We start from the raw sequence: 21,256 nt of genomic DNA, 5'->3' as shown, positions 1-21,256 counted from the left end.
AACGTGCCGGCGCCGCCGGGAGGCGGCCGGACGGCCGCGGAGCTCGTCGTCGGCCTGTCGCCCCGCACTCCGGCCGACGCCCCGGTCGTGGCCGTCGTGGCGGACGGTCGTCGTCGTCCGGGACGTCCGGGGATCGCGCGCCCGGGGCCCCCGGGCGACGAGGCCGACGGCACCGGGCCCCCCGAGGGGCACCGGGCCCCCCGGTTCCCCCGGCCCCGGCGGCATCGACGACACCCACGGGCGGTGTCACCCGAAGAAGGGCGAGCGAAACCCCCGGCGCGTGGGTACGGATGGGAGTCGTCCCGCCTCCGACGAGCTGAGCAGAGGAAGATCTCATGGACCCGTCCCCCCACCGCGACGAAACGGCGGACGTCATCGTCATCGGCGCGGGCCCCGCCGGCTGCAGCGTCGGCCACCACCTGGCACGGGCGGGACACGACGTCCTGCTGCTCGAGAAGTCCGTCTTCCCCCGCGACAAGGTCTGCGGGGACGGCCTCACACCGCGTGCCGTCAGGGAACTCCTCGGCATGGGCGTCGACGTGGAGGGGGACGGCTGGGTGAGAACGCGCGGCCTGCGGGTCCACGGCTCCGGCACGACGGTGGAGATGCCGTGGCCCGTCGTCGCGTCCTGCCCCGACTACGGCCTCGTACGGACCCGGCAGGACCTCGACCAGCTGCTCGCCCGGCAGGCCGTGGCCGCCGGGGCGCGTCTCCTGGAGGGCACCAGGGTCACCGCGCCGGTGCTCGACCCGGCCACCGGCCGGGTCGAGGGCGTCGTCGCGGAGCGGGACGGCGTCCGCCGCACCTTCCGGGCGCCGGTGCTGGTCGCCGCCGACGGCGCGTCGAGCCGGCTCGCCGTCGCCCTCGGCATCCATCAGCGCACCGACCGGCCCATGGGCGTCGCCGTGCGCCGCTACTACACCTCACCGCACCGGAACAGGGATCACCTCGAGGCCTGGATCGACCTCGAGACCCGGGACGGTCGCGGGCGGGCCTCCATGCCGTTCGGCTACGGATGGGTCTTCCCCGTCGGCGACGGCGCCTTCAACGTCGGTCTCGGCACCTTCCACGTCGGGCGCCGGCCCGACGTCGACCACCGGCGGCTCTTCCGGCAGTGGACCGCCCGCCTCCCCGCCGCCTGGCACTTCGACGAGGAGCACGCCGCCGGCCCGCTGCGCGGCGCACCGCTTCCCGCCGGGCTCAACCGGAGTCCGCAGTACACCCGCGGTCTGCTCCTGACCGGCGACGCCGGCGGAATGATCAATCCGCTCAGCGGCGAGGGCATCGACTACGCGATGGAATCCGGCCGCCTGGCCGCGGAGACGGTGGCCCGCGCCCTCACCCGTCCCACCGCACACGCCCGCGAAGAGGCCCTGCTGCGTTACCCCGAAGCCGTCCGCGAGGCCTACGGACGCTACTTCACGGTGGGACGGCTCGTCGTGCGCGCCCTGAACCACCCCCGGGTCATGCGGCTCGTCGCCACCCACAGTCTGAGGCGGCCCGTCACACAGCGCTTCATGTTCAAGCTCTGGGCCAACCTCACCGACCCGTACAGCCCCGACGCCCTGGACCGCGTCATCGCCGCCCTCCAGCGCGCGGTCCCCGCCGCCTGACCCGGGAGGACACCGGCCGGGCCCCCGGCGGTCGGCAGCGGGTCAGGCATCGAGGGGCGGCCGGACGCACGGCCGCCCCGTCGCGGCCCCGCCCGGGTCCGGCCGCCCCACCGGAGGGGCCGTCGGCGTCACGGGCGGGAGGCCCCCGCCCCGACGGCGTCGACGTGGTCGCCGTCGCCGGTGCCCTCGCCGCCGAAGGTGCGGCGGTAGGCGGTGGGGGAGATGCCGAACGCGGTCCTCATGTGGACGCGCAGGGAGTTCCCGGAACCGACCCCGGCACGGTGCGCCACCAGGTCGATCGGAAGGTCGGTCGTTTCCAGGAGCTGCTTGGCGAGTTCGAGCCGTTGCGCCGTGAGCCACTGCACGGGCGTCATGCCGACCTCGTCGCGGAACCGGCGGGTGAAGGAGCGCAGGCTCATCCGGGCGTGTGCGGCGAGCCGGGCCAGCGTGAGCGGTTCCGCGAGGTGTTCGAGGGCCCAGGCACGGGTGGCGGTGGTGCTGGCCAGGGTGGGCTCGGGGACCGGACGGTCGATGAACTGGGCCTGCCCGCCGTCCCGCCAGGGCGGCACGACGCACATGCGGGCGGCGCGGTTGGCGGCCGCGGCGCCGTGGTCGCGGCGGATCATGTGCAGGCACAGGTCGACACCGGCGGCCACGCCCGCGGAGGTGAGCACGTCGCCGTCGTCGACGAACAGCACCTCCTCGTCGAGCTTGACCTCGGGGAACGCCCGGCGGAACTCCGGGGCCAGGTTCCAGTGGGTGGTGGCCGGCCGGCCGTCGAGGAGACCGGCGGCGGCGAGCACGTACGACCCGGAGCAGATCGACACCAGCCGGGTGCCTGGCCTGATCCCGGCGATGGCGGCGCCGACCTCGGGCGGCAGCGGGCCCCCGCGGCTCAGCTCGGGCATGGCGTGCGTGGGCGGGACGATCACGGTGTCGGCTTCGGCGAGCGCCTCCGGGCCGGCTGCGGGCTGCACGGTGAAACCGGCGTCGCTGAGGACGGGGGCGCCGTCGGCCGTACAGACGGTGACCACGTAGAGGGGCCTGCCCTCGGCGTCCTCCACGCTTCCGAAGACCCGGGAGGGGATGCCCAGCTCGAAGGGGGGAACGCCCGGGAGGGCGAGCACGGCGATGCGGTGCGGATCCCTCGGCTCTTCCGTCCGCTCGTCCCCCATGGCCGGTCCCGGGATCTCACTCATGGCCAGATCCTGTCACATAGTGGCTAGGAGGCCAACACCGCGCCGGGGCGGAACATCCGATCGTGGAGCGGTCGTCGCCGGAAGGGATCCGGCGGCGTTCCGATGAGAGACGGAAGCGAGGCGGACGGCATGCGTGCGGTGGTCGTGGAGCAGTGGGGCGGACCCGAGAACCTGGTCGAGCGCGAGGTGGAGCGCCCCGAGCCGGGCCTGAACGAGGTCCTGGTGCGGGTGCGCGCGGCCGGGGTGAACCCGGTGGACTGGAAGACCCGCGCGAGCGGCGCCCTCATCGGATGGGGCGACGTGCCCGTCCTCGGCTGGGACGTGTCCGGCACGGTCGAGGCCGTCGGCCCCGGCGTGGGGATCTTCCGCCCCGGCGACGAGGTCTTCGGAATGCCGCTGTTCCCGCGCCAGGCGGGCGGGTACGCCGAGTACGTGGTGGCACCGGCGCGCCATCTCGCGCCGAAGCCGTCGTCCCTCACGCACGTGGAGGCGGCCGCGCTGCCGCTCGCCGCCCTCACCGCCTGGCAGGCCCTCGTCGACGCGGCGGACGTCCGCCCCGGCGAGCGCGTGCTGGTGCACGCCGCGGCCGGAGGGGTCGGGCACCTCGCCGTGCAGATCGCCAAGGCCCGCGGCGCGTACGTCATCGGCACCGCGAGCGCGGCCAAGCACGACCTGGTGCGGGAGCTGGGCGCCGACGAGGTGGTCGACTACCGTGCGGCCCGCTTCGAGGACGTCGTCTCCGACGTCGACGTCGTGCTGGACGGCCTCGGAGGAGAGACGGCCGAGCGCTCCCTGAAGGTCCTCCGCGACGGCGGCAGGCTCATCACGCTGCCGGGCCCGGACGACGTGCCCGCCGCCCAGGACGGTGTGCGGGCCGCGTGGGTCCTGGTCGAACCCGACCACCTCGGCCTGCGCGAGATCACCGCCCTGGTGGAGCGCGGTGCGCTGAGGCCGGTGGTCGACACCGTGCTGCCGCTCGCCGAGGCCGCGGAGGCCCACGCGATCGGCGAGTTGGGCCGCACGACGGGCAAGATCGTCCTGACGGTCGCCTGACCCCGCTCCACGCCCGACCGCCACGCCGCCCGCCGGGGCCGCCCGCCGGGGCCGGCCGCCGGGGCCGCCTGCCGGGGCCGCCGGCCACCCCGGCCCCGGCGTCCGGTCACCGCGCCCGGCCCCCTCCGGAGCGGCCGCCCGCCTGCGGGCGCCCGCTCCGGAGGGGGCCGTTCGTTCCGTCGGACGGGGGCTCCGCTTCGGCGCGGTGACGTCGTAGGGGGCCTTCTGCGGTGTCCGCCGTGCCCTCGTCGGCGTGTACCGGGCCGGCACGGACACCGGCCCTGGCCCGACCGGACGCCACCTTCTGCAGCACGCTCAGGGGTTGGGGTGCAGGCCGGGGCCGAGGGGAGGGCCGGCCAGAGGGGTGGGGGAGAGGTCGGTGGGTTCCTCGCCGGGCTCCAGGAGCGTGTCGGCGGCGCCGACGACGAGGGTGTCGGGGCGGCCGACGGCCGTCTCGTCCTTGCGGTCGTAGTCGATGCGCCACAGCAGGCTGCGCATGGCTTCGAGGCGTCCGCGTCGTTTGTCGTTGCTCTTGACCACCGTCCATGGCGCGTGGTCGGTGTCGGTCGCGCGGAACATCTCGACCTTCGCGGTGGTGTAGGCGTCCCACAGGTCCAGCGAGGCGAGGTCGGTGGGGGACAGCTTCCACTGCCGTACGGGATCGACCTGGCGAATGGCGAAGCGGGTGCGCTGTTCGGCGCGGGAGACCGAGAACCAGAACTTGACCAGCAGGATCCCGTCCTCCACGAGCATGGCCTCGAAGGCGGGACACTGCCGCAGGAACAGCTCGTGCTGCTCGGGGGTGCAGAACCCCATCACCTTCTCGACACCGGCGCGGTTGTACCAGGAGCGGTCGAAGAAGACGATCTCACCGGCGGCCGGCAGGTGGGCGGCGTACCGCTGGAAGTACCACTGTCCCGCCTCCCGCTCGGTCGGCTTGTCCAGCGCCACGATCCGTGCCCCGCGGGGATTGAGCCGCTCGGTGAACCGCCGGATCGTGCCGCCCTTGCCCGCCGCGTCCCGCCCTTCGCAGACCACCACCAGCCGTGCGCCGGTCTCCTTCACCCAGCGCTGCAGCTTCAGCAGCTCGATCTGCAGGATCCGCTTGCTCCGCTCGTACTCCGCGCGGCGGATCTTGTGCTCGTACGGATAGTTCTCCTGCCACGTGCGGATCGGGGCGCCGGAGGAGTCCAGCAGTACGGGTTGTTCCGGCCGGCGATCGTCCACGCTGAGCCCGGACAGCAGCTCCTCGGCTTCCTTCCGCGGTGATTCCCTTTCGTTCACGCGGTGCGCCTACCCGCCGCGCGCCGACTGTATGGCCGCGCGGTCGAAGCCCGTCCGCCGCGGGGCCGCAGAGGCACTTCCACCGGCGGGTGCGCCCGCGAGACCGCCGCCGGTCACCGGGGGCGTGGCCGGTGCCTCCTGCGGAGCGACCTCGCCGCGCAGGGCCCGCGCCGGCGGTCGTCCTCGTGCCCGCTTGCGCGTCGGATCTCTTGACGGCCCGGTCGCACCCTCACATACTGACGGCCAAATCGATTTGGCCAAATCGATTTGGCTCCCCGTCCGGGGCCGGATCGCGGCTGAACCACGACGTATCGAACGCCGAACGGAGCTCGAACGTGTCCAGTCCCCGCCCCCGCCCGTCCCTGCCCCCGCCCACGTCCCCCGCGTCCCCCGCCCCGCTCCCGAGCCCGGCCGCGCCGCCGGACGAGGCGCCGGGCGCCCCCCTCGCCGACGGACCGCCGGTGCCGCCCGCGGTGCACCCCGTCGACGAGCGCCGTCCCCTCGGCCGGATCCTGCTCTTCGGGGTCCAGCACGTGCTCGTGATGGCCGCCACGCCCATCTCCGCGATCTTCCTGATGAGCGCCACCCTGCGGCTCGACGCCCGGCTGACCGTCGATCTGCTGTCCGCGGCCTTCGTCCTGTCCGGCGTCGGTTCGCTCGTCCAGTCGCTCGGACCCTGGAAGTTCGGCCCCCGGCTGCCGTTCGTGATGCTGCCGGGCGGCGCCCCGCTCGTGCTGTTCCTGGCCATCGCCGGACAGCACGGCCTGCCGACGGCGTGCGGCGCCGTCATCCTCACCGCGCTGTTCACCTTCGTCGTGCTGCCCCTCTTCTCGCGGTTGCTCGCGTTCTTCCCCGGCCTGGTGATCGGCACGATGATCGTCATCGTCGGCGTGAACCTGGTGAAGGTGGGCGCCGTCCTGGTCACCGGCCGTCCCGGTGAACCGGGCTTCGCCCAGCCGCAGAACCTCCTGCTCGGCATCGCGACGATCGGCTTCACCGTCGCGTTCTACCTGCTGTTCTCCGGCGTCGTGCGCCAACTCGCCGTCATGCTCGGCCTGCTGGCCGGCACCGCGCTCGCCGCCGTGCTCGGCCGCGTCCCCCTCGGCCACGCCGCCGACGGAGGGCTGCTCGGCCTGCCGCACCTGATGCCCTTCGGCGCCCCGCGCTTCGACCTGCTCGCCGCGCTGCCCCTGATGCTCTACAGCCTCGCCTCGATGGCCGAGGCCACCGGCCAGACCGTCATCAACGCACAGGCCGTCGGCAAGGAGATCGACCGGCGCGTCCACGTGCCCAGGACCGTCCGCGGCGACGCCCTCACCTCCCTGTTCGGCGGATTCTTCGGGCTGCCGCTCATGGTGACCAGCGGCGAGAACATCGGCATCGTCCGCGTCACCGGCGTCCGCAGCCGCTTCGTCACCGCGACCGCCGGCGTCGCCCTCATCGCCATCGGCTTCCTCGCCCCGGTCACCCGGGCGATCAGCGTCATCCCGTCCGCCGTCGTCGGCGGCACCGCGATGGTCGTGTTCGCCGTGATCACCGTCCTCGGGGTCCAGATGCTCGGCCGCTCCGACCTCGACCGGCACACCAGCACCTTCGTCTGTGCCGTCGCCCTCGCCCTCGGCCTGCTCCCGATCCTCGTCCCGGGCGTGTACGGCGGCTTCCCGCCCAACCTCCGCATCCTCCTCGAAAGCGGCGTCGCCGTCGGCGCGTTCGTCGCCGTCGTCCTCAACATCCTCTTCCACCACGTCCGGCCCGGCGTCGTCGCCCGGCTGGCCGGCCCCCGCGCGGAAAGCGACCGATGAACCAGCACACCCCCCTGCGAGACCTGCTCGACTCCCCGGGACCGCTCCTCCTCGTCCCGGACGCCGTCCTCCTGCCCGAAGGCCCCGCCACCGACCACGCCGTGGTCGTCACCGACGGCGTCTTCACCGCCGTGGGACCGGTCGGGGAACTGGTCGGACGTCACCCGGACACCGCCCCCGCACGCCTTCCCGGCCATCTCCTCATGCCCGGCTTCGTCGACGCCCACCACCACCTCACCCAGAGCTTCGGCGCCGCCCTCGCCTTCGGCGAGCCGTCGGAGATCTTCCGCCGGGTGTGGGTGCCGCTGGAGGGCGCACTGGACGAGGAATCGGCCTACGCGGCCGCCAAGCTGGCCGCGCTCGAAGCACTGCGCGGCGGCTTCACCACCGTCACGGACGCCGGGACCCGCGCGGACGTGGACGTGGACGTGATCGCGGCCGCCACCCGTGACGCCGGCCTCCGCTGCGTCCTGGGCCTCGTCTGCAACGACCAGGACGGCGCGGCCCCCGCCGGCCCCGGCGTCCTGGAGCGAGCCGAGAAGCACCTCGTACGGTACGAGGGCGATCCCCTGGTCCACGCCTCCCTCGCCGTCTCCATCCCCGAGGCGGCCACCGAGGAGACGCTGCGCCGGACCGCCGCGCTCGCCGCGGCGGCCGGGGCCGTCGTCCAGATCCACGTCAACGAGCACCTGGCCGCCGTCGAGCGGTCCCTGCTGACCCACGGCCTGCGGCCGCTGGAGCACCTGCACGCGATCGGCGCGCTCGGACCCCAACTGCTCGCCGCGCACGCCACCCTGCTCACCCCGCGCGAACTCACCCTGCTCGCCACCACCGGTACCGCCGTGAGCTACAACCCCGTGGCCAGCGCGTGGAAGGGCAACGCCGTCGCGCCCGCCACCGCCATGGCCGAGCGCGGCATCCGGTTCGGCCTCGGCACCGACGGCACCCGCGGGGACGGCTTCCGGCTCGCCGAGGCGGCCGAGTTCGCCCAGCGGATCGCCTACGGCCTCGCCGGCGGGGACTCCTCGTGCGGCGCGGGCTGGACCTGGCTGGAGCACGCCACCCGTGGCGGCGCCGACGCCGTGGGCCTGGGCGCGCGCACCGGCACGATCGCCCCGGGCCTGGCGGCCGACTTCCTCCTCGTCGACGTCACCACCCCCGAACTCGCGCTCTCCCACGACCTCCCCTGGGAGCTGGTCCGGCGCGGCAACAGGGACCAGATCACGGCCGTGTTCGTCGCGGGACGCCTCAGAATGTGGTGCGGCGGACCGGTCGGGTGGGACGGGGCCGCACTGGTCCGGCGCGCCGCCGCGCTGGCCGAGGCGACCGTGTCCCGGGCGGCGATCACCCGCGCGCACCCGACGTCCACCCGGGCCCGTGCGGCCGCGGCCGGCCGGGAACGGAGCACGGCGCGATGACCGGTGAGACCCTGACGGTGCTCGCGTTGACCGTGACCGCCGCCGCCTTCGTCCAGGGCAGCAGCGGCCTGGGCTTCGCGCTGATCGTCGCCCCGGTGGCCGGGATCCTCGACCCCGGTCTGCTGCCGGTGTTCGTCCTGGCGTCGATGGTGCCGCTCAACCTGTACGTCGCCTGGCGCGAACGGGCCTCGCTCGATCTGCGCGGCGCGGGCTGGATCACCGCCGCGCGGCTCGCGGCCACGCCCGCCGGACTGGCGTTGCTGTGGGTGATCCCGGACCGCCGGCTCGGGCTGTACGTGGGCCTCGCGACCGTCCTGGCGGCCGTGGTGAGCCTGGCGGCACCGGCCTTCACGCCGGGCAGGGCCGCCTACCTCGGCGCGGGCGCGGTGACCGGCCTGACGGAGACGGCGACGGGCGTCGGCGGCCCGCCGCTGGCGCTGGTCTACCAGCACCGGCCGCCGGCCGAGCTGCGCTCGACCGTGGCGGCCTGCTTCCTCGTCGGCGAAGTCGCCTCGCTGGCGCTGCTGTTCGCGACCGGGCGGGGCGACGCGGCGGACCTCGGCCCCGCCCTGGCGCTGGTGCCGGCGATCGGCGCGGGCGCGTGGCTGAGCCGGCTGGTGCACCACCGGATCGACGCCCGCAGGATGCGCCTGTTCGTGCTGGTCTTCGCGCTGGTGTCGGGCGCGGTGCTCATGGCGGGCGTCTGATCCGGCCCGCCCCGCCCGCCGCACTCCCCGGCCCCGCCGCCCCGCCTCCGTACCTCCGTCCCCGCCCCGCCCCCGTCGGCCGACGGAGATGCGGGGCGGGACGGGAACGGCTCAGGGGCCCGTCGTCGGCGGGGGCGTCCGCAGCGACGAACCGCGCGGGATCACCGTCGGGGGCGGCACCGTCACCACGGCCTCGGCCGGGGTGTCCCCCCGCAGCCGGCCGAGCAACAGGTCCACGGCGGCCGCCGCCGCCCGGTCCAGGTGCAGGTCGACGGCGGTCAGCGGCGGTTGCGCGGTGCGGGCGCGCAGGCCGTCGTAACGGGTGACGACCATGACGTCGTCGGGGACGGCGCGCCCGCTCTCCCGGACGGCCCGCAGCGCGCCCACGGCGAAGGCGTCGACCAGGGCGCACACCGCGTCGAGGCCGGGGTGCTCGGCGAGCAGGGCGGCGCACCGCTCGTAGCCCGCCTGCTCGCCGCCGGTCTCCGGGGCGCTCGCCACGATCGGCTGCCAGCCGTGCTCGGCGGCGAGCCGTTCGTAGGCCGCGCGCGCGTCCACCGACGAGTGCCGGTCACCGGAACCGACGAGCAGGGCGGGCCGCTTCGCGCCCTGCTCCCGCAGATGGTTCAGGAGCGCCTCGGCGACGGCCGCGCCGTGCAGGTCGACGTACGGGACGGCCTCGTCCGGCGAGACGGGCCGGCCGAGCGCCACGTACGGCAGGCCGCGCCGCCGCAGCCGGGCCGCGGCGGCGTCGCCCACGTCGGGCTCCACGACGATGGCGCCGTCGACGTCGACCGAGTCCAGTGCGGCGCCCGACCGCACGGGCGGCACGAGCACGAGCGCGTAGTCGTGCAGGAGCGCGCTCTCGGCGGCCGCGGCGGCCACCTCCATGTAGAAGCCGAGCCGGGACGGGCCGCCGGCCACCGCGAAGGGCATCGACGAGGCGAGCGCGATCGCCCGGGCCTCGCCGCGCCGCAGCCGCTGGGCCCGCAGGTTGGGGCGGTAACCCAGCTCGGCCGCCACCTGTTTGATGCGCTCACGGGTCCGGGGGTCGACCTTGCCGAGCCCGTTGAGGGCGTGCGAGACCGTGGTCCGCGACACCCCCGCCGTACGGGCGACGTCGGCGATCGTCGGCGGTCGCGGGCTCGCTCCGGACCCGGAAGGGGACATCTGTCGTCGCTCCTCTGGTCGTGCCGCACGGCACGGGACGGGGTGGTGGGGCGTCCCATCTTCGCCGACGCCCGGAGCCGGCGGTGCAGGACGTTCAGGCCGACCGGGCCGCGCCGGGGGTGGCCGTACGCCTCCGGCACGGTGCCCGGGGCCGTGAAGCCGAAGCGGGAACGGCCGCGTCCGGTCCGGCCTCGGCCGCCGCTCCGGCCTCCGCCGCGGCCCGGTGCCGTCGCCGTCCCGGCCTCGACGACGAGGGCGGGGGAGCCGGGGGCCGGGGGCCGGGGGCCGGGGGCCGACCACAGGGCCCGGGCTGCCCGTTCGTCGGAGTCCTGGTCCCGGGCGTACGTCTCGCCCGCGGCGACGATCCCGTGCCGGAAGGGCCGGATGGGGCGGAAGGGCCGGAGGGCCGGCCGGTCGTCGGCCACGGCGTCCCGTACCCGTGGCCCGCCGTCCGTCCGGTCGCCCATGTCGCCCTCCCCACCCGTCCGTGATCACCCTCATGATCCGGCGTACGGCCCGCCCGGCGCCAGACCGCTCCCGGCCCCGCCTCCCGGACCGGCGCGCCCGCCGTGCGGTTCGTCGCCGGCCGGCACCGGGGCGGCGCGTGCCTAAGATCACCGGGACGGCGGACGAGACGCGGGAGAGGCGGCGGACATGGCGGACGAGCGCGTGTACCTGGTGACCGGAGGCGGGACGGGGATCGGGGCCGCGACCGCGCGGTCGCTGGCCCGGGCGGGACACAAGGTGGCGGTGTCCGGGCGCCGCACCGAGCCGCTGCGGCTGGTCGCCGAGGAGACCGGCGCCCTGCCCGTGCCGTCGGACATCGGGGACCCCGCCGCGGTGGCCTCGCTCGTCGAGACGGTGGTCGGCGCGTACGGGCGGCTCGACGGGCTGGTGCTCAACGCCGGCATCGGGCGGGGCGGCGGGGTCGGCGAGGTGACCCCGGAGGACTGGGACGAGGTCATGCGGACCAACCTCACCGGCCCGTTCCTGCTGTTGCGCGCCGCGCTCCCGCACCTGCTCGACGCCCGCGGCGCGGTGGTCGCGGTGGCCTCGGTGTCCGCCCTGCGCAACGGCGTCGGGAACGCCGCCTACGCCACCTCCAAGGCGGCGCTGCTCCAGCTGTGCCGCTCGCTCGCCGTCGACTACGGGGGCGCGGGGCTGCGCGCCAACACCGTGTGCCCGAGCTGGGTGCGCACCGACATGGCGGACCGCCGGATGAACCGGTTCGCCGACGAGGCGGGCCTGGGCGGGGACGGTCTGGAGGCGGCGTACGAGGAGGTGACCCGGGTCCTGCCCGCCGGGCGGCCCGGTGAGCCGCAGGAGGTGGCGGAGGCGGTCGCCTGGCTGCTGTCGCCCGCCGCCTCGTTCGTGAACGGCGCGGTGCTCACCGTCGACGGCGGCGCGACCGCGCTCGACCCGGGCACCCTCGGCTTCGAGTTCCGCCTGGAGCCGCGCGCCCCGCGCGCCTGACCGGCGGTCACGGGCGGGGGCGACCGGCCGTGACCAGCCGGCCGGCCTCCACCCGGGGCCGGACGGCCGCCGTGCCCGTCGACCCGTCGGGTGCGGCCCGCGCGCCCTCCGGCCGCGGCAACCGGAACCGGCTTTCCGAGGGGGCGCGGCCGCACCCGGCCGGGAGCGCGGTACGGGCAGGTGCCCCGGACGCGCGCACGGCCACGGCTGTACGCGCCGGGCCCGGGCCCGGGCCCGGGTCTCCTCGGTCTCCGCCCGGGCGGCGGGCCGCTGCGTCCACTGCTCGGCGGGCGTTCGCGCCGTCGCCTCCCGCCCCGGGGCCGCTTCGGTGGATCACCCCTGCCGCCACGGGCGGGGCACCGGCGGAGGGCCGGGCGGGTGACGCCCGGCCCAGGCTGCGGCGTAGTCGGCGAGGGAGGGTTCCAGCAGGCCGAAGGCGCTGTCCGCCTCCGCGACGACGGTGGCGGAGATCCGGGCGTTCTCCTGGCCGGCGAGGGTGAGTTCCTGGAGGCGCTGGAAGAGCGTGCGGTGCACCGCGCCGAGCAGGGCGGCGGCGGTGCGGGGGTGATGTCGCCGCGGGGCGGCGCCGCGGTCGACGTCGTCCTGCTCGTACGCGGCACCGAGGTGCTGCCGGCCGGCCGGCGCGACCAGTGCGCCTCCGGCCTCATCGTCGCCTTCGCCTTCGCCTTCGCCTTCGCCTTCGCCTTCGCCTTCGCCTTCGCCTTCACCGGCACCGGCACCGGCATCGAGGAGGAGCGGCTGCGCGCCGAGGGCGTCGAGATCACCATGCCGCTGCGCGAGGAGTCCTGGGGCGAACGCCTCTTCCAGATCACCGACCCCGACGGCGTGACCGTCCAGTTCGTCGAGTGGGTCACCCCGTCCGTCCCCGCGGACGCCTGAGGCCCCACCGCGTCAGGCGTCCGCGGGCCGTTCGGCATCGCGGCGGGCCCCGACGGCGCCCTGTGGACCGCGCTCGAGATCGGCGCGCTCGCCCGCGTCGCCCCGGTCGGCGGAACCGCCTGAACCGGCCCTCCTCCTCCCACACCGTCAACAGCGGTCGTCCGTAGGGCGACCGGAGAGGAAGTTCCATGAAATTCGCACGGGTGATCTTCGAGACGGACGAGTCGCGCCGTCGGATCCAGACCGGCCGGGCCGCCCACCGCAAGGAGTACGAGGGCTGGATCGGCGGCCTCGCCGCGGCCGGGAAACTGGTCGGCGGCGAAGCCCTGGAGACCGAGCGCACCGCGCCCGCGACGGTGCGCACCACCGCCGACGGGACGCCGACGGTGACCGACGGACCGGCGCACACCGGCGAGGAGACCCTCGGCGGCTGGTTCGTCGTCGACGTGGCCGACCGCGAGGGAGCCGTCGAACCGGCCCGGAGCCTCCCCACCCCGGAGACCGTCGAGATCCGTCCGATCCTCGAATCCGCCTGAACGACCCCGTCCGCCCACCCCCCACTTTCAGCCCCCCGGAGGGAAGACCCGGAATCGGCTTCCGCGGTGGGGGCGCCTCCGGTGGCGCCCCCCGCGTCGAAGCGGAAGCGGAACCTTCGCAGGGGCTCTGACCTGCTGGAGCACATGCCGTCACGACGTGCTCGCAGAGGCCGTTCGATTCTCCCAACTCCCATTGTGGCAACACCTGTTCGCCGGTAGAGTCCCCGTTCGTCGGGCACGGACAGGCGCTTTCAAGCTTATTTGGGGCGATCAGGTCGATGCAGTGCGAGACCCATGGAACCACCCCGGACCTCATCCAGGCCTTCACGGAGACCGCACTTCGCAACCCGGAGCGCGCGGCACTCGTCCATGAAGGGCGGGTCGTGACGTACCGCCGGCTGCAGGAGCTCGTGAACGGCCTCGCGGGGCGGCTCGGGCCGCGGCGCGGAGCCATCGCCGTGCCGGCGACGCACACCCCGGAAACCGTCGTCGCGCTGCTCGCCGTGCTCGCCGCCGGAGGCGTCTACTGTCCCGTCGATCCGGCCTTCCCGCCGGCACGGCAGGAGGACATGGCGTCCGCGGCCGGCTGCCGCGCGGTCATCGACACCGGCACGGCTCTCGACCCCCGACTCGGCCTGCCGGTCATCCGGTCGGGCCAGGAGGAGCCGGGGCGGGCCACGGCGTCGACCACCACCGGCCTCGGACAGGACCTGAGTCCCGAAGCGCCGGCGTACATCCTCTTCACCTCGGGCTCCACCGGCCGGCCCAAGCCGGTGGTGACGCCGCGCCGGGCCATTGCGGCCTCCGTGCGCTCCCTCCGCGACCTCTTCTCCCTCACGGAGGAGGACCGGGTGCTCCAGTTCGCCTCGCTCAACTGGGACACCTCGCTGGAGGAGATCCTCCCGACGCTGACCGCCGGAGCCGCCCTGGTGTTCGACCGGGAGGCGCACTCGGGGTCCTTCCCGCGGTTCCTGCGGACGGTCGAGCGCGAACGCGTCAGCGTCCTCGACCTGCCCACGGCCTTCTGGCACGAACTCGTGCTCCACCTCGCCGAGGAGGGGACGGCGCTTCCCGACCGCGTCCGGCTGGTGGTCATCGGCGGGGAGGCCGTCAGCCCCGCCCGACTGGCCGACTGGAGCCGCCTCGCCACGGGCCGCGTCCGCCTGGTCAACACCTACGGATGCACCGAGACCACCCTGATCACCCACGCCGTCGACCTGCACGGCCCCGGCGCCCCGGCCCCGGGCTGGGACTGGGCGAGCGGTACCAGGGCGCCGATCGGGCGGCCCCTGCCCCACGTCGTGGAGGACATCGGGGACCGGGACGAACTGCTGATCGGCGGCCCGGCGGTGGCCCTCGGCTACCTGGACATGCCCCGGGCCACCGAGGAGGGGTACGCGGTCGTGGGCGGCGAACGCCGGTTCCGCACCGGAGACAGGGTCAGCAGGACGCCGGACGGCCTCCTCACCCACGAGGGCAGACTGAACGACGAGATCAAGATCCGGGGCATCCGCGTCGATCCGGCCGAGGTGGAGGCGCACCTCGCCGGCCACCCCGCGGTGAACGCGGTGGCCGTCACCGGAGCCGTCAGCGTCGGCCGCGCCGCACTCGTCGCCTATGTGGTGCCCAGGCCGGACGCCGAGCCGCGGTGTCTCGACGGCGACCTGCGGGCCTACCTGCGCGAGCGGGTGCCCGCCCATCTCGTGCCGAGCCGGATCACCGTCGTCCCGCACCTCGTGCTGACCACCAGCGGAAAGGTCGACAGAAGAGCCTCGCACCAGCGTTACGCAACCGTGAACAGGTCAAAGGAGACCGTTGATGAGCGTTGACACCACCGCCGCAGCCGCCGGGGACCCGCCCGCCGGCCCGGGCGCCCCCGCCGGCCCCCGGGCCGGTGCCGACACCGAGGGCGTGGTGGCGATGTTCCGGCGCGTCCTGGAGAGCGAGGACGTCTCGGCGGACTCCGACTTCTTCCTCCTCGGCGGCGACTCGCTGGTCGCGACCCGGGTGCTCAGCGCCGTCGCCCGCTCCTACGGGGTGGAGCTGACCTTCGAGGACTTCCTCGGTGCTCCGACCCCCGGACGGCTCGCCGAGAAGATCGCGGACGCCCGGTGACCGCGAGCGACGGGGCCCCGGCCGACGGCGCTCCCGGACGATCCGGAGGAGTCACCAGCGCCGTGGTGGTCGGAGCCGGGTTCGCCGGACTGACGGCCGCCACCGAACTCGCCGCCGCCGGGATCGACGTGACCGTGCTGGAAGCGCGCGACCGGGTGGGCGGCCGGGCCCGCGGACTCCAGGTCTCCGACGGGGGGTGGGTGGACGCGGGCGCCGCCTACCTGGGGGACCGGCACACGGAGCTCCACTCCCTGATGGCCGGGCTGGACCTCAAGGCGACGCCCACCGCCATGCGGGGAGCCAGCCGCTTCGCCCTCGGGAGCGAGGAGACCACCCGGGACGGCCGGTTCCCGCCGCTCAACGCCGTGGCACTCGGCGACCTCTTCGAGAGGCTCGACGAACTCACCGCGACCGTCCGTCCCGACGCCCCGTGGCTCACCCCGGGAGCGGGGGAGCTGGACGCCCTGACCGCCGAAGCATGGGCCGAGCGGCACCTCGCGCACCCGGACGCCCGGCTCTTCTTCCCGCTCTTCCTGGGCGAGATGATGGCGGCCGACCCGGCCCGGGTCTCCATGCTGCACGTGGCCTTCTACCTGCGGTCGGGCGGTGGACTGCGCTACCTGAACGCCTTCGAGGGCGGCGCCCAGCAGGACCGGATCGACGGGGGCGCCCACCAGGTGTGCGAGCGGCTGGCCGCTCGGCTGGGGGACGGGGTGCGGCTCGGGGAACCGGTCCACGCCGTGCACCAGGACGACGACGGGGTCACCGTCCGCGGCCCGAAGGGGGAGTACCGGGCCGACGTCGCGGTCATGGCCCTGCCGCCCCTGCCGGCCGACGCCGTCGACCACCGGCCCGAACCTCCGGCCCGCCGGACGGGCGACCGCACCGCGCGGGGCTGCGCGGTCAAGGTGCACCTGGTGTACCCGGCACCCGTCTGGCGGGACCACGGTCTGTCGGGGTGGTCGGTGAACGCCCGGGGACCGCTGCTGTCCACGGTGGACGACTCGCCGGCCGGGTCCGGAGTCGGCGTCCTCACCGGCTTCGTCACGGGCGCCGAGGCCCACCGCTTCGCGGCGCTCGATCCGGGGGAGCAGCGCTCGGCGGCGGTCGGGCAGGCGGCCCGGCTGTTCCCGATGCTTCCGGAACCCGTGGGCTTCCACGTGACCGACTGGGTCAACGAGACGTACAGCCAGGGCTGTTACGCCGCCCTCTTCGGGCCCGGCGACTGGGTGCGGCACGGCCCGGGGCTGACGGCACCCCACCTGCGGGTGCACTGGGCCGGGACGGAGACCAGCACCGAGTTCTTCGGACTGATGGAGGGGGCCGTCCGTTCCGGCCGCCGGGTGGCGGCGGAGGTCCTCGCCCGCCGGTAGGGCCGCGGTACGGGCGACGGCACGGCCACGGACCGTCCGCGCCACCGATGAACCATCCGCCCCGCCCCCGCCCGCCCGCCCACCGATCCTCGCCCCCTCCGGCAACCGCCTGCCGGGAACCCGTTCCGCCGACGCCCGTCGCCCCCGCCGGGCCCCCGGCCCCGCATGCCCGCGCGCTCCGAGCCGCCGCCGACCGCACCCCTGCCGGTGGTCGCGTCGTCGCCGCCCGGATCCGCAGCCCCCTTCCTCCGAGCCGATCGCGATGCGTCACGACCGGCCCGGTCCCAGGCCGTGCACCGCACCTCACGACCGCACGGGAAAGGCCGCCGAACCACGAGTTCCGCCGAGAACAGCAAGCCTTCGAACAGTCGCCGGGCCCGGCCCCACCAGGATCCGCCCCGGCGACGCCCAACGGGAGACCCTCATGAGCGACCACACGTCCATCGCGCCTCTCGCCGTCAGACAAGGGCTGATGACCGAGCCCGCGCTCGGAGCCGGCAACTTCCTCGACCACGCCCTCGCCGTCAACCCGAACCGCGCGGTCCCGTACGCCTACACCCACCGCGTCGACCACCGGGGCGCCGTCGAACTGCGGGGGCACAGCCTGCTCGACGTCGCCGCCCTGCGCGACCACTACGCCACGTGGTACCGGGCCAACGGCGTCCGCCCCGGCGACCCGGTCGGCGTGGTGGTCCACGAAGGCCTGGAGCCCCTGCTCCACTTCCTCGCGCTCTCCGCACTGGGAGCCGTCCCCGCCCTCGTCAACGACGCCATGCCGCACGAGGTGATGGTGCGCTACCTGAACCACGTGGGCGTCGTGGGAGTGGTCGCGGACGACCCCACACGACTGGCCGCCTCCTACCGCGAGGCCCCCCACCGCCGTCCCCGCTTCATCGCCATGGCCGCCGAACTCCAGGCCTTCGACTCCGGATCCGCGGAGCTCCCCGAGGCCTACCCGTACCGGCACGCCGCCGACGACGTGGTCGCGCTCATCCACTCCTCCGGGACCACCGGGACGCCGAAGTCCACCAAGCTGGCACACCGGCAGTTCTGGGAGGGCAAGCAGCCGCGCATGGTGCGCTTCCCCGCCGAGGACGGCGACCGGCTGATGTCGCTCATGCCGCACACCCACGCGGGCGGGCTCAGCTACTTCCTCACCGCCACCCTGCTCGGCCTGCCGACCGTGGTCATGTCCGACTGGCGGCGCGCGGTCGTCGAGCCGGTGATGGAGGCCTTCCGGCCCACCATGGTCGCCTCCTTCCCCCGCACCTTCGTGGAGCTGGCCACCGGCGAACTCCCGGTCGAGGGCGCGGCGAAGGTGCACTCCTGGTTCAACACCGGCGACAGCGCCCACTACGGGCACATCCGCCGGCTGGTGAGGCTCGGCGAGCGGCCCGCCGGCCTCGTCAGGCCCTGGCTGCTGCCCAGCGGGAAGGAGGAGCAGCCGCCCCTGCCCGGCTCGCAGTTCATCGACGGCCTGGGCTCGTCCGAGATGGGCATGGCCCTGTTCGGGCAGATGACCACGCCGGAGAGCGGGCGCGACGACCGCTGTGTCGGCAAGCCCCTGGAGGTGGTGGAGAAGGCCGCGGTGCTCGACGAGGACGGCCGGGAGGTCCCCGACGGCACGGTGGGTCTGCTCGGTGTGATCACGCCTTCCCGCACCCCCGGATACTGGAACGACGACCGGCTCACCAGCACGTTCGAACGGAACGGCTACTGGCTCACCGGTGACGTGGCCAGGCGCGACGCCGAGGGGCGCTTCTACCACCTCGACCGTACGGTGGACGTCATCGACACCGCGGACGGTCCGGCGTACAGCCTGCCGATCGAGGAGGTGCTGCTCGCCGACTGCGACGCGCTGGTGCAGGACTGCTCGGTGATCGGCGTTCCCGCCGGGCCGGGCCGAGGGCAACTCCCCCTCGCCGTCGTCCGGTTGCAGGCGGAAGCCGCCGCGAGCACCGTGGAGGAGGTCCGGGAGGCGGCCAACAAGGCCCTGACCGCCGCGGGGCTGACGCCGTTGGCCGCGGTGAGCATCGCGCGCACACCGGAGGACTTCCCGCTCGGCCCCACCGGAAAGGTGCTCAAGCGAGAGCTCCGGACCCGTTTCGCCACCTTCCTGACCGGCCGTTAGGCGGGCCCCGGATGATCCCGCAGCCGTACCCGTACGCGCGGACCCCGCTGACCGAGCCGGACTGGCGACGACTGCCGGGCTGGCGCCGCGTCACGGAACGCGAATGGCGCGACGCCCAGTGGCAGAGGGCCCACTGCGTGAAGAACCTGCGCCAGCTCAAGGGAGTCGTCGGCGACCTGCTCACCGACGACTTCTGCGGCGACCTCGCCGCCGACCAGGCCGAGTTCGCCACGATGGCGATGCTGATCACCCCGCAGATGCTCAACACCATGGCACCCCGGGCCGCCGTGGAGCCGGGGGCGTTCACCGAGGCGTTCCTCGCCGACCCGGTCCGCCGGTACATGCTGCCGGTGCGCTCGGACCGGCACCCGTCGTGGCCGAGTCACCCGAAGGCGGGGCGGGACTCGCTGCACGAGGCCGACATGTGGGTGGTGGAGGGCCTCACCCACCGCTACCCGAACAAGGTCCTGGCCGAGCTGGTCGCCACCTGCCCGCAGTACTGCGGGCACTGCACCAGGATGGACCTCGTCGGCACCTCCACCCCCCAGGTCACCAAGGCCAGGCTCGCGCTCCGTCCGCGGGACCGGCAGGAGCAGATGCTGGACTACCTCAAGCGGACCCCCACCGTGCGCGACGTGGTGGTGTCCGGCGGGGACGTCGCCAACGTGCCCTGGCCCCAGCTGGAGGCGTTCCTCATGCGACTCCTCGACCTGGGATCGGTCCGTGACATCCGCCTGGCCAGCAAGGCCGTGGTCGGCCTGCCCCAGCACTGGCTCCAGCCCGAGGTCGTCGAGGGCGTGGGGCGGGTGGCCTCGGTCGCCGCCCGACGGGCGGTCAACCTCGCGGTGCACACCCACGCCAACCACGCGCAGTCCGTCACCCCTCTGGTCGCCGAGGCCGCCCGGGCCCTCCTCGACGCCGGCGTCCGGGACGTCCGCAACCAGGGGGTGCTGATGCGCGGGGTCAACGCCACCCCCGAGGACCTGCTGGACCTCTGCTTCGCGCTCCAGGGCGAGGCGGGCGTCCTCCCGTACTACTTCTACCTCTGCGACGTGATACCCCACGCCGAACACTGGAGGACCCCCCTCCACCAGGCCCAGCGGCTCCAGGAGGCGATCATGGGGTACCTCCCCGGCTACGCCACCCCGCGGATCGTGTGCGACGTGCCGCACGTCGGCAAGCGCTGGGTGCACCAGGCCGTCGCCTACGAGCGCGAGCGCGGCATCTCGTACTGGACGAAGAACTACCGGACCGGCCTCGAGGTCCGGGAGTCGCCCGACGGGGACCTCGACGACGCGCTGGCCCGGCGCCACCCGTACTACGACCCGCTGGACACCCTTCCCGAGTCCGGCCGCCGCTGGTGGGCGGAGCGGACCTCCGCCCGGGACGGACGGACCGGCGCCCCGCACCCCCGACCCACCGCACCGGAGGCCACCCCGTGAAACCCTCCCCGGACCGCACCGCCACCGGCCCGCTGCGCCGGTTGTGCTGGATCTTCCCCGACCGGGAATCGACCCGGACGGCCGAGATGTGGCACGCCATGTTCTGGGACCTCTACGCCGAGGCCGCCGAGGACCTGGGCATGAGCTGGACCCGGCACTCCCCCGACGCGGTGACGGTGGACTGCACGGAACCCGGACGCCCCCGGGTCTACGTGGACGACGAGCCCGTCACGCCCCGCGACACGCTCTTCATCACCGCGCTCTACTCGCTGCCGTACCAGCAGATGGACGTCTTCAACCAGTACGCCCTGTGCGCGGTGCTGCAACAGGCCGGCTTCTACCTGCCCTTCCCTCCCGAGGCCTCGCTGATCGGCAACGACAAACTGGCCACCCTGCTCCACCTCACCGGCTCCCCGGTCCCCCCGGTCCCGACCGTCCGCATCGGCACGGGGCGCGACGTGAGCAGGCACCTGTACGAGGTGGCCCTCGGGAACATGACGTACCCGGCCATCGTCAAACCGGCCGGCTGGTGCGGTGGCGGCGGCATCAACCTGGCGCGGAGCGCGGGGGACATCAGGGGCCTGGCCAGTCTCGCCCAGGGAGGCGACACCACGCTCGTCGTCCAGCCCTACCTCGGCGACGGCACGGTCGACCACCGGGTGTACGTGATCGACGGCGAGCCCCACACGGTCCTGAAGCGGACCCCGCAACCCGGCTCCCCGGTCGCCAACGCGAGCCACGGCGGCATCCTGGAGTACACCCCGGTGCCCGAGGAACTGGCCAAGGCCACGGCCCACTTCGCCGAACGGCTGCCCCTCCCGTTCTTCTGTCTCGACTTCCTCCACGACGGGCAGCGGTTCTGGTTCTCCGAGCTGGAACCCGACGGCGTCATACCCCGCGTCCCCGGAGACCCGGACCGGACGGTCCAACGGGACATCACCCGGGCCCGCTTCGCCGCCTACCGGGCCGCCCACGCCAGGCACCTCGCCGCCGCCGACGGCGGAGCTTCCCCGTCCACCCCACCGACGGAAACGAGTTGA

The 21,256-nt window shown here is 74.7% G+C and carries 18 protein-coding genes; 14 read left to right on the top strand and 4 right to left on the bottom strand.

Going from position 1 to position 21,256, the window contains the following annotated elements; all coding sequences use genetic code 11:
• Positions 1–335: 335 nt before the first annotated feature.
• A complete protein-coding gene (locus IE180_RS17875) occupies positions 336–1,613 on the top strand; it encodes a geranylgeranyl reductase family protein (RefSeq protein ID WP_190157876.1) in 1,278 nt (425 codons plus the stop codon).
• Between the two features lie 128 nt (positions 1,614–1,741).
• Here IE180_RS17875 and IE180_RS17870 read toward each other — a convergent pair whose 3' ends face one another.
• Positions 1,742–2,812, bottom strand: a complete 1,071-nt coding sequence (locus tag IE180_RS17870) for a GlxA family transcriptional regulator (protein WP_229860558.1) — start codon at positions 2,810–2,812, stop codon at positions 1,742–1,744.
• A gap of 102 nt (positions 2,813–2,914) precedes the next feature.
• Between IE180_RS17870 and IE180_RS17865 the strand changes: the two genes are divergently transcribed.
• On the top strand, positions 2,915–3,865 hold the full coding sequence (locus IE180_RS17865; RefSeq protein WP_444545782.1) for an NADP-dependent oxidoreductase: 951 nt from the start codon (positions 2,915–2,917) through the stop codon (positions 3,863–3,865).
• Positions 3,866–4,180: 315 nt separating this feature from the next.
• Here IE180_RS17865 and ppk2 read toward each other — a convergent pair whose 3' ends face one another.
• Positions 4,181–5,149, bottom strand: coding sequence for a polyphosphate kinase 2 (gene ppk2 / locus IE180_RS17860; protein ID WP_190157875.1), 969 nt, complete (start codon positions 5,147–5,149; stop codon positions 4,181–4,183).
• Positions 5,150–5,610: 461 nt separating this feature from the next.
• Here ppk2 and IE180_RS17855 point away from each other — a divergent pair, with 461 nt between their 5' ends.
• From IE180_RS17855 to IE180_RS17845, 3 genes are read left to right on the top strand one after another with little or no spacing between them, the layout of a single operon-like run.
• Positions 5,611–6,951 carry a uracil-xanthine permease family protein gene (locus IE180_RS17855; protein ID WP_373302796.1) on the top strand — a complete coding sequence of 447 codons (1,341 nt, stop codon included), beginning with the start codon at positions 5,611–5,613 and terminating at the stop codon, positions 6,949–6,951.
• Positions 6,948–8,369, top strand: coding sequence for an amidohydrolase family protein (locus IE180_RS17850; RefSeq protein WP_190157874.1), 1,422 nt, complete (start codon positions 6,948–6,950; stop codon positions 8,367–8,369). Before IE180_RS17855 ends, IE180_RS17850 begins: the two co-directional genes overlap by 4 nt.
• Positions 8,366–9,076, top strand: coding sequence for a sulfite exporter TauE/SafE family protein (locus IE180_RS17845; RefSeq protein WP_190157873.1), 711 nt, complete (start codon positions 8,366–8,368; stop codon positions 9,074–9,076). The genes IE180_RS17850 and IE180_RS17845 overlap by 4 nt, the downstream gene beginning before the upstream one ends.
• 111 nt (positions 9,077–9,187) lie before the next feature.
• Here IE180_RS17845 and IE180_RS17840 read toward each other — a convergent pair whose 3' ends face one another.
• On the bottom strand, positions 9,188–10,246 hold the full coding sequence (locus IE180_RS17840) for a LacI family DNA-binding transcriptional regulator (protein ID WP_190157872.1): 1,059 nt from the start codon (positions 10,244–10,246) through the stop codon (positions 9,188–9,190).
• A gap of 654 nt (positions 10,247–10,900) precedes the next feature.
• Here IE180_RS17840 and IE180_RS17835 point away from each other — a divergent pair.
• Positions 10,901–11,719, top strand: coding sequence for an SDR family NAD(P)-dependent oxidoreductase (locus tag IE180_RS17835; RefSeq protein WP_190157871.1), 819 nt, complete (start codon positions 10,901–10,903; stop codon positions 11,717–11,719).
• Positions 11,720–12,052: 333 nt separating this feature from the next.
• Here IE180_RS17835 and IE180_RS17830 read toward each other — a convergent pair whose 3' ends face one another.
• Positions 12,053–12,253, bottom strand: coding sequence for a hypothetical protein (locus IE180_RS17830; protein ID WP_190157870.1), 201 nt, complete (start codon positions 12,251–12,253; stop codon positions 12,053–12,055).
• Between the two features lie 33 nt (positions 12,254–12,286).
• Here IE180_RS17830 and IE180_RS17825 point away from each other — a divergent pair, with 33 nt between their 5' ends.
• The 8 genes from IE180_RS17825 (at position 12,287) to IE180_RS17790 (ending at position 21,256) form a co-directional block, all read left to right on the top strand.
• Positions 12,287–12,619 carry a VOC family protein gene (locus tag IE180_RS17825; RefSeq protein ID WP_229860554.1) on the top strand — a complete coding sequence of 111 codons (333 nt, stop codon included), beginning with the start codon at positions 12,287–12,289 and terminating at the stop codon, positions 12,617–12,619.
• A gap of 188 nt (positions 12,620–12,807) precedes the next feature.
• Positions 12,808–13,155: a YciI family protein gene (locus tag IE180_RS17820; protein ID WP_190157869.1), complete on the top strand. Its 348-nt coding sequence runs from the start codon at positions 12,808–12,810 to the stop codon at positions 13,153–13,155.
• Between the two features lie 278 nt (positions 13,156–13,433).
• Complete coding sequence (locus IE180_RS17815) at positions 13,434–14,984, top strand: AMP-binding protein (RefSeq protein ID WP_190157868.1); 1,551 nt, start codon at positions 13,434–13,436, stop codon at positions 14,982–14,984.
• On the top strand, positions 14,974–15,270 hold the full coding sequence (locus tag IE180_RS17810; RefSeq protein WP_190157867.1) for an acyl carrier protein: 297 nt from the start codon (positions 14,974–14,976) through the stop codon (positions 15,268–15,270). The genes IE180_RS17815 and IE180_RS17810 overlap by 11 nt, the downstream gene beginning before the upstream one ends.
• A 62-nt stretch (positions 15,271–15,332) precedes the next feature.
• Positions 15,333–16,643, top strand: a complete 1,311-nt coding sequence (locus tag IE180_RS17805; protein ID WP_190157866.1) for a flavin monoamine oxidase family protein — start codon at positions 15,333–15,335, stop codon at positions 16,641–16,643.
• A gap of 424 nt (positions 16,644–17,067) precedes the next feature.
• Entirely contained in the window at positions 17,068–18,774 is a 1,707-nt protein-coding gene (locus tag IE180_RS17800; protein WP_190157865.1) for a class I adenylate-forming enzyme family protein, read from the top strand.
• An 11-nt stretch (positions 18,775–18,785) separates the two neighbouring features.
• Positions 18,786–20,216: a KamA family radical SAM protein gene (locus IE180_RS17795; protein ID WP_190157864.1), complete on the top strand. Its 1,431-nt coding sequence runs from the start codon at positions 18,786–18,788 to the stop codon at positions 20,214–20,216.
• Positions 20,213–21,256 carry an ATP-grasp domain-containing protein gene (locus IE180_RS17790; protein WP_190157863.1) on the top strand — a complete coding sequence of 348 codons (1,044 nt, stop codon included), beginning with the start codon at positions 20,213–20,215 and terminating at the stop codon, positions 21,254–21,256. The genes IE180_RS17795 and IE180_RS17790 overlap by 4 nt, the downstream gene beginning before the upstream one ends.

Source organism: Streptomyces litmocidini, from assembly GCF_014649755.1.
GTDB classification, from domain to species: Bacteria; Actinomycetota; Actinomycetes; order Streptomycetales; family Streptomycetaceae; genus Streptomyces; species Streptomyces litmocidini.
Note: the sequence above shows the minus strand (reverse complement) of the source record. Positions and strands in the feature narration are given on the sequence as shown.

What these genes read in the sequence shown, in the direction of transcription:
- IE180_RS17800 (WP_190157865.1), top strand. Translation starts at nt 17,068, where the DNA reads ATGAGCGACCACACGTCCATCGCGCCTCTCGCCGTCAGACAAGGGCTG.
- IE180_RS17840 (WP_190157872.1), bottom strand. Translation starts at nt 10,246, where the DNA reads ATGTCCCCTTCCGGGTCCGGAGCGAGCCCGCGACCGCCGACGATCGCC.
- IE180_RS17865 (WP_444545782.1), top strand. Translation starts at nt 2,915, where the DNA reads ATGAGAGACGGAAGCGAGGCGGACGGCATGCGTGCGGTGGTCGTGGAG.
- IE180_RS17835 (WP_190157871.1), top strand. Translation starts at nt 10,901, where the DNA reads ATGGCGGACGAGCGCGTGTACCTGGTGACCGGAGGCGGGACGGGGATC.
- IE180_RS17815 (WP_190157868.1), top strand. Translation starts at nt 13,434, where the DNA reads ATGCAGTGCGAGACCCATGGAACCACCCCGGACCTCATCCAGGCCTTC.
- IE180_RS17810 (WP_190157867.1), top strand. Translation starts at nt 14,974, where the DNA reads ATGAGCGTTGACACCACCGCCGCAGCCGCCGGGGACCCGCCCGCCGGC.
- IE180_RS17845 (WP_190157873.1), top strand. Translation starts at nt 8,366, where the DNA reads ATGACCGGTGAGACCCTGACGGTGCTCGCGTTGACCGTGACCGCCGCC.
- IE180_RS17825 (WP_229860554.1), top strand. Translation starts at nt 12,287, where the DNA reads ATGTCGCCGCGGGGCGGCGCCGCGGTCGACGTCGTCCTGCTCGTACGC.
- IE180_RS17795 (WP_190157864.1), top strand. Translation starts at nt 18,786, where the DNA reads ATGATCCCGCAGCCGTACCCGTACGCGCGGACCCCGCTGACCGAGCCG.
- IE180_RS17870 (WP_229860558.1), bottom strand. Translation starts at nt 2,812, where the DNA reads ATGAGTGAGATCCCGGGACCGGCCATGGGGGACGAGCGGACGGAAGAG.
- IE180_RS17875 (WP_190157876.1), top strand. Translation starts at nt 336, where the DNA reads ATGGACCCGTCCCCCCACCGCGACGAAACGGCGGACGTCATCGTCATC.
- IE180_RS17850 (WP_190157874.1), top strand. Translation starts at nt 6,948, where the DNA reads ATGAACCAGCACACCCCCCTGCGAGACCTGCTCGACTCCCCGGGACCG.
- IE180_RS17820 (WP_190157869.1), top strand. Translation starts at nt 12,808, where the DNA reads ATGAAATTCGCACGGGTGATCTTCGAGACGGACGAGTCGCGCCGTCGG.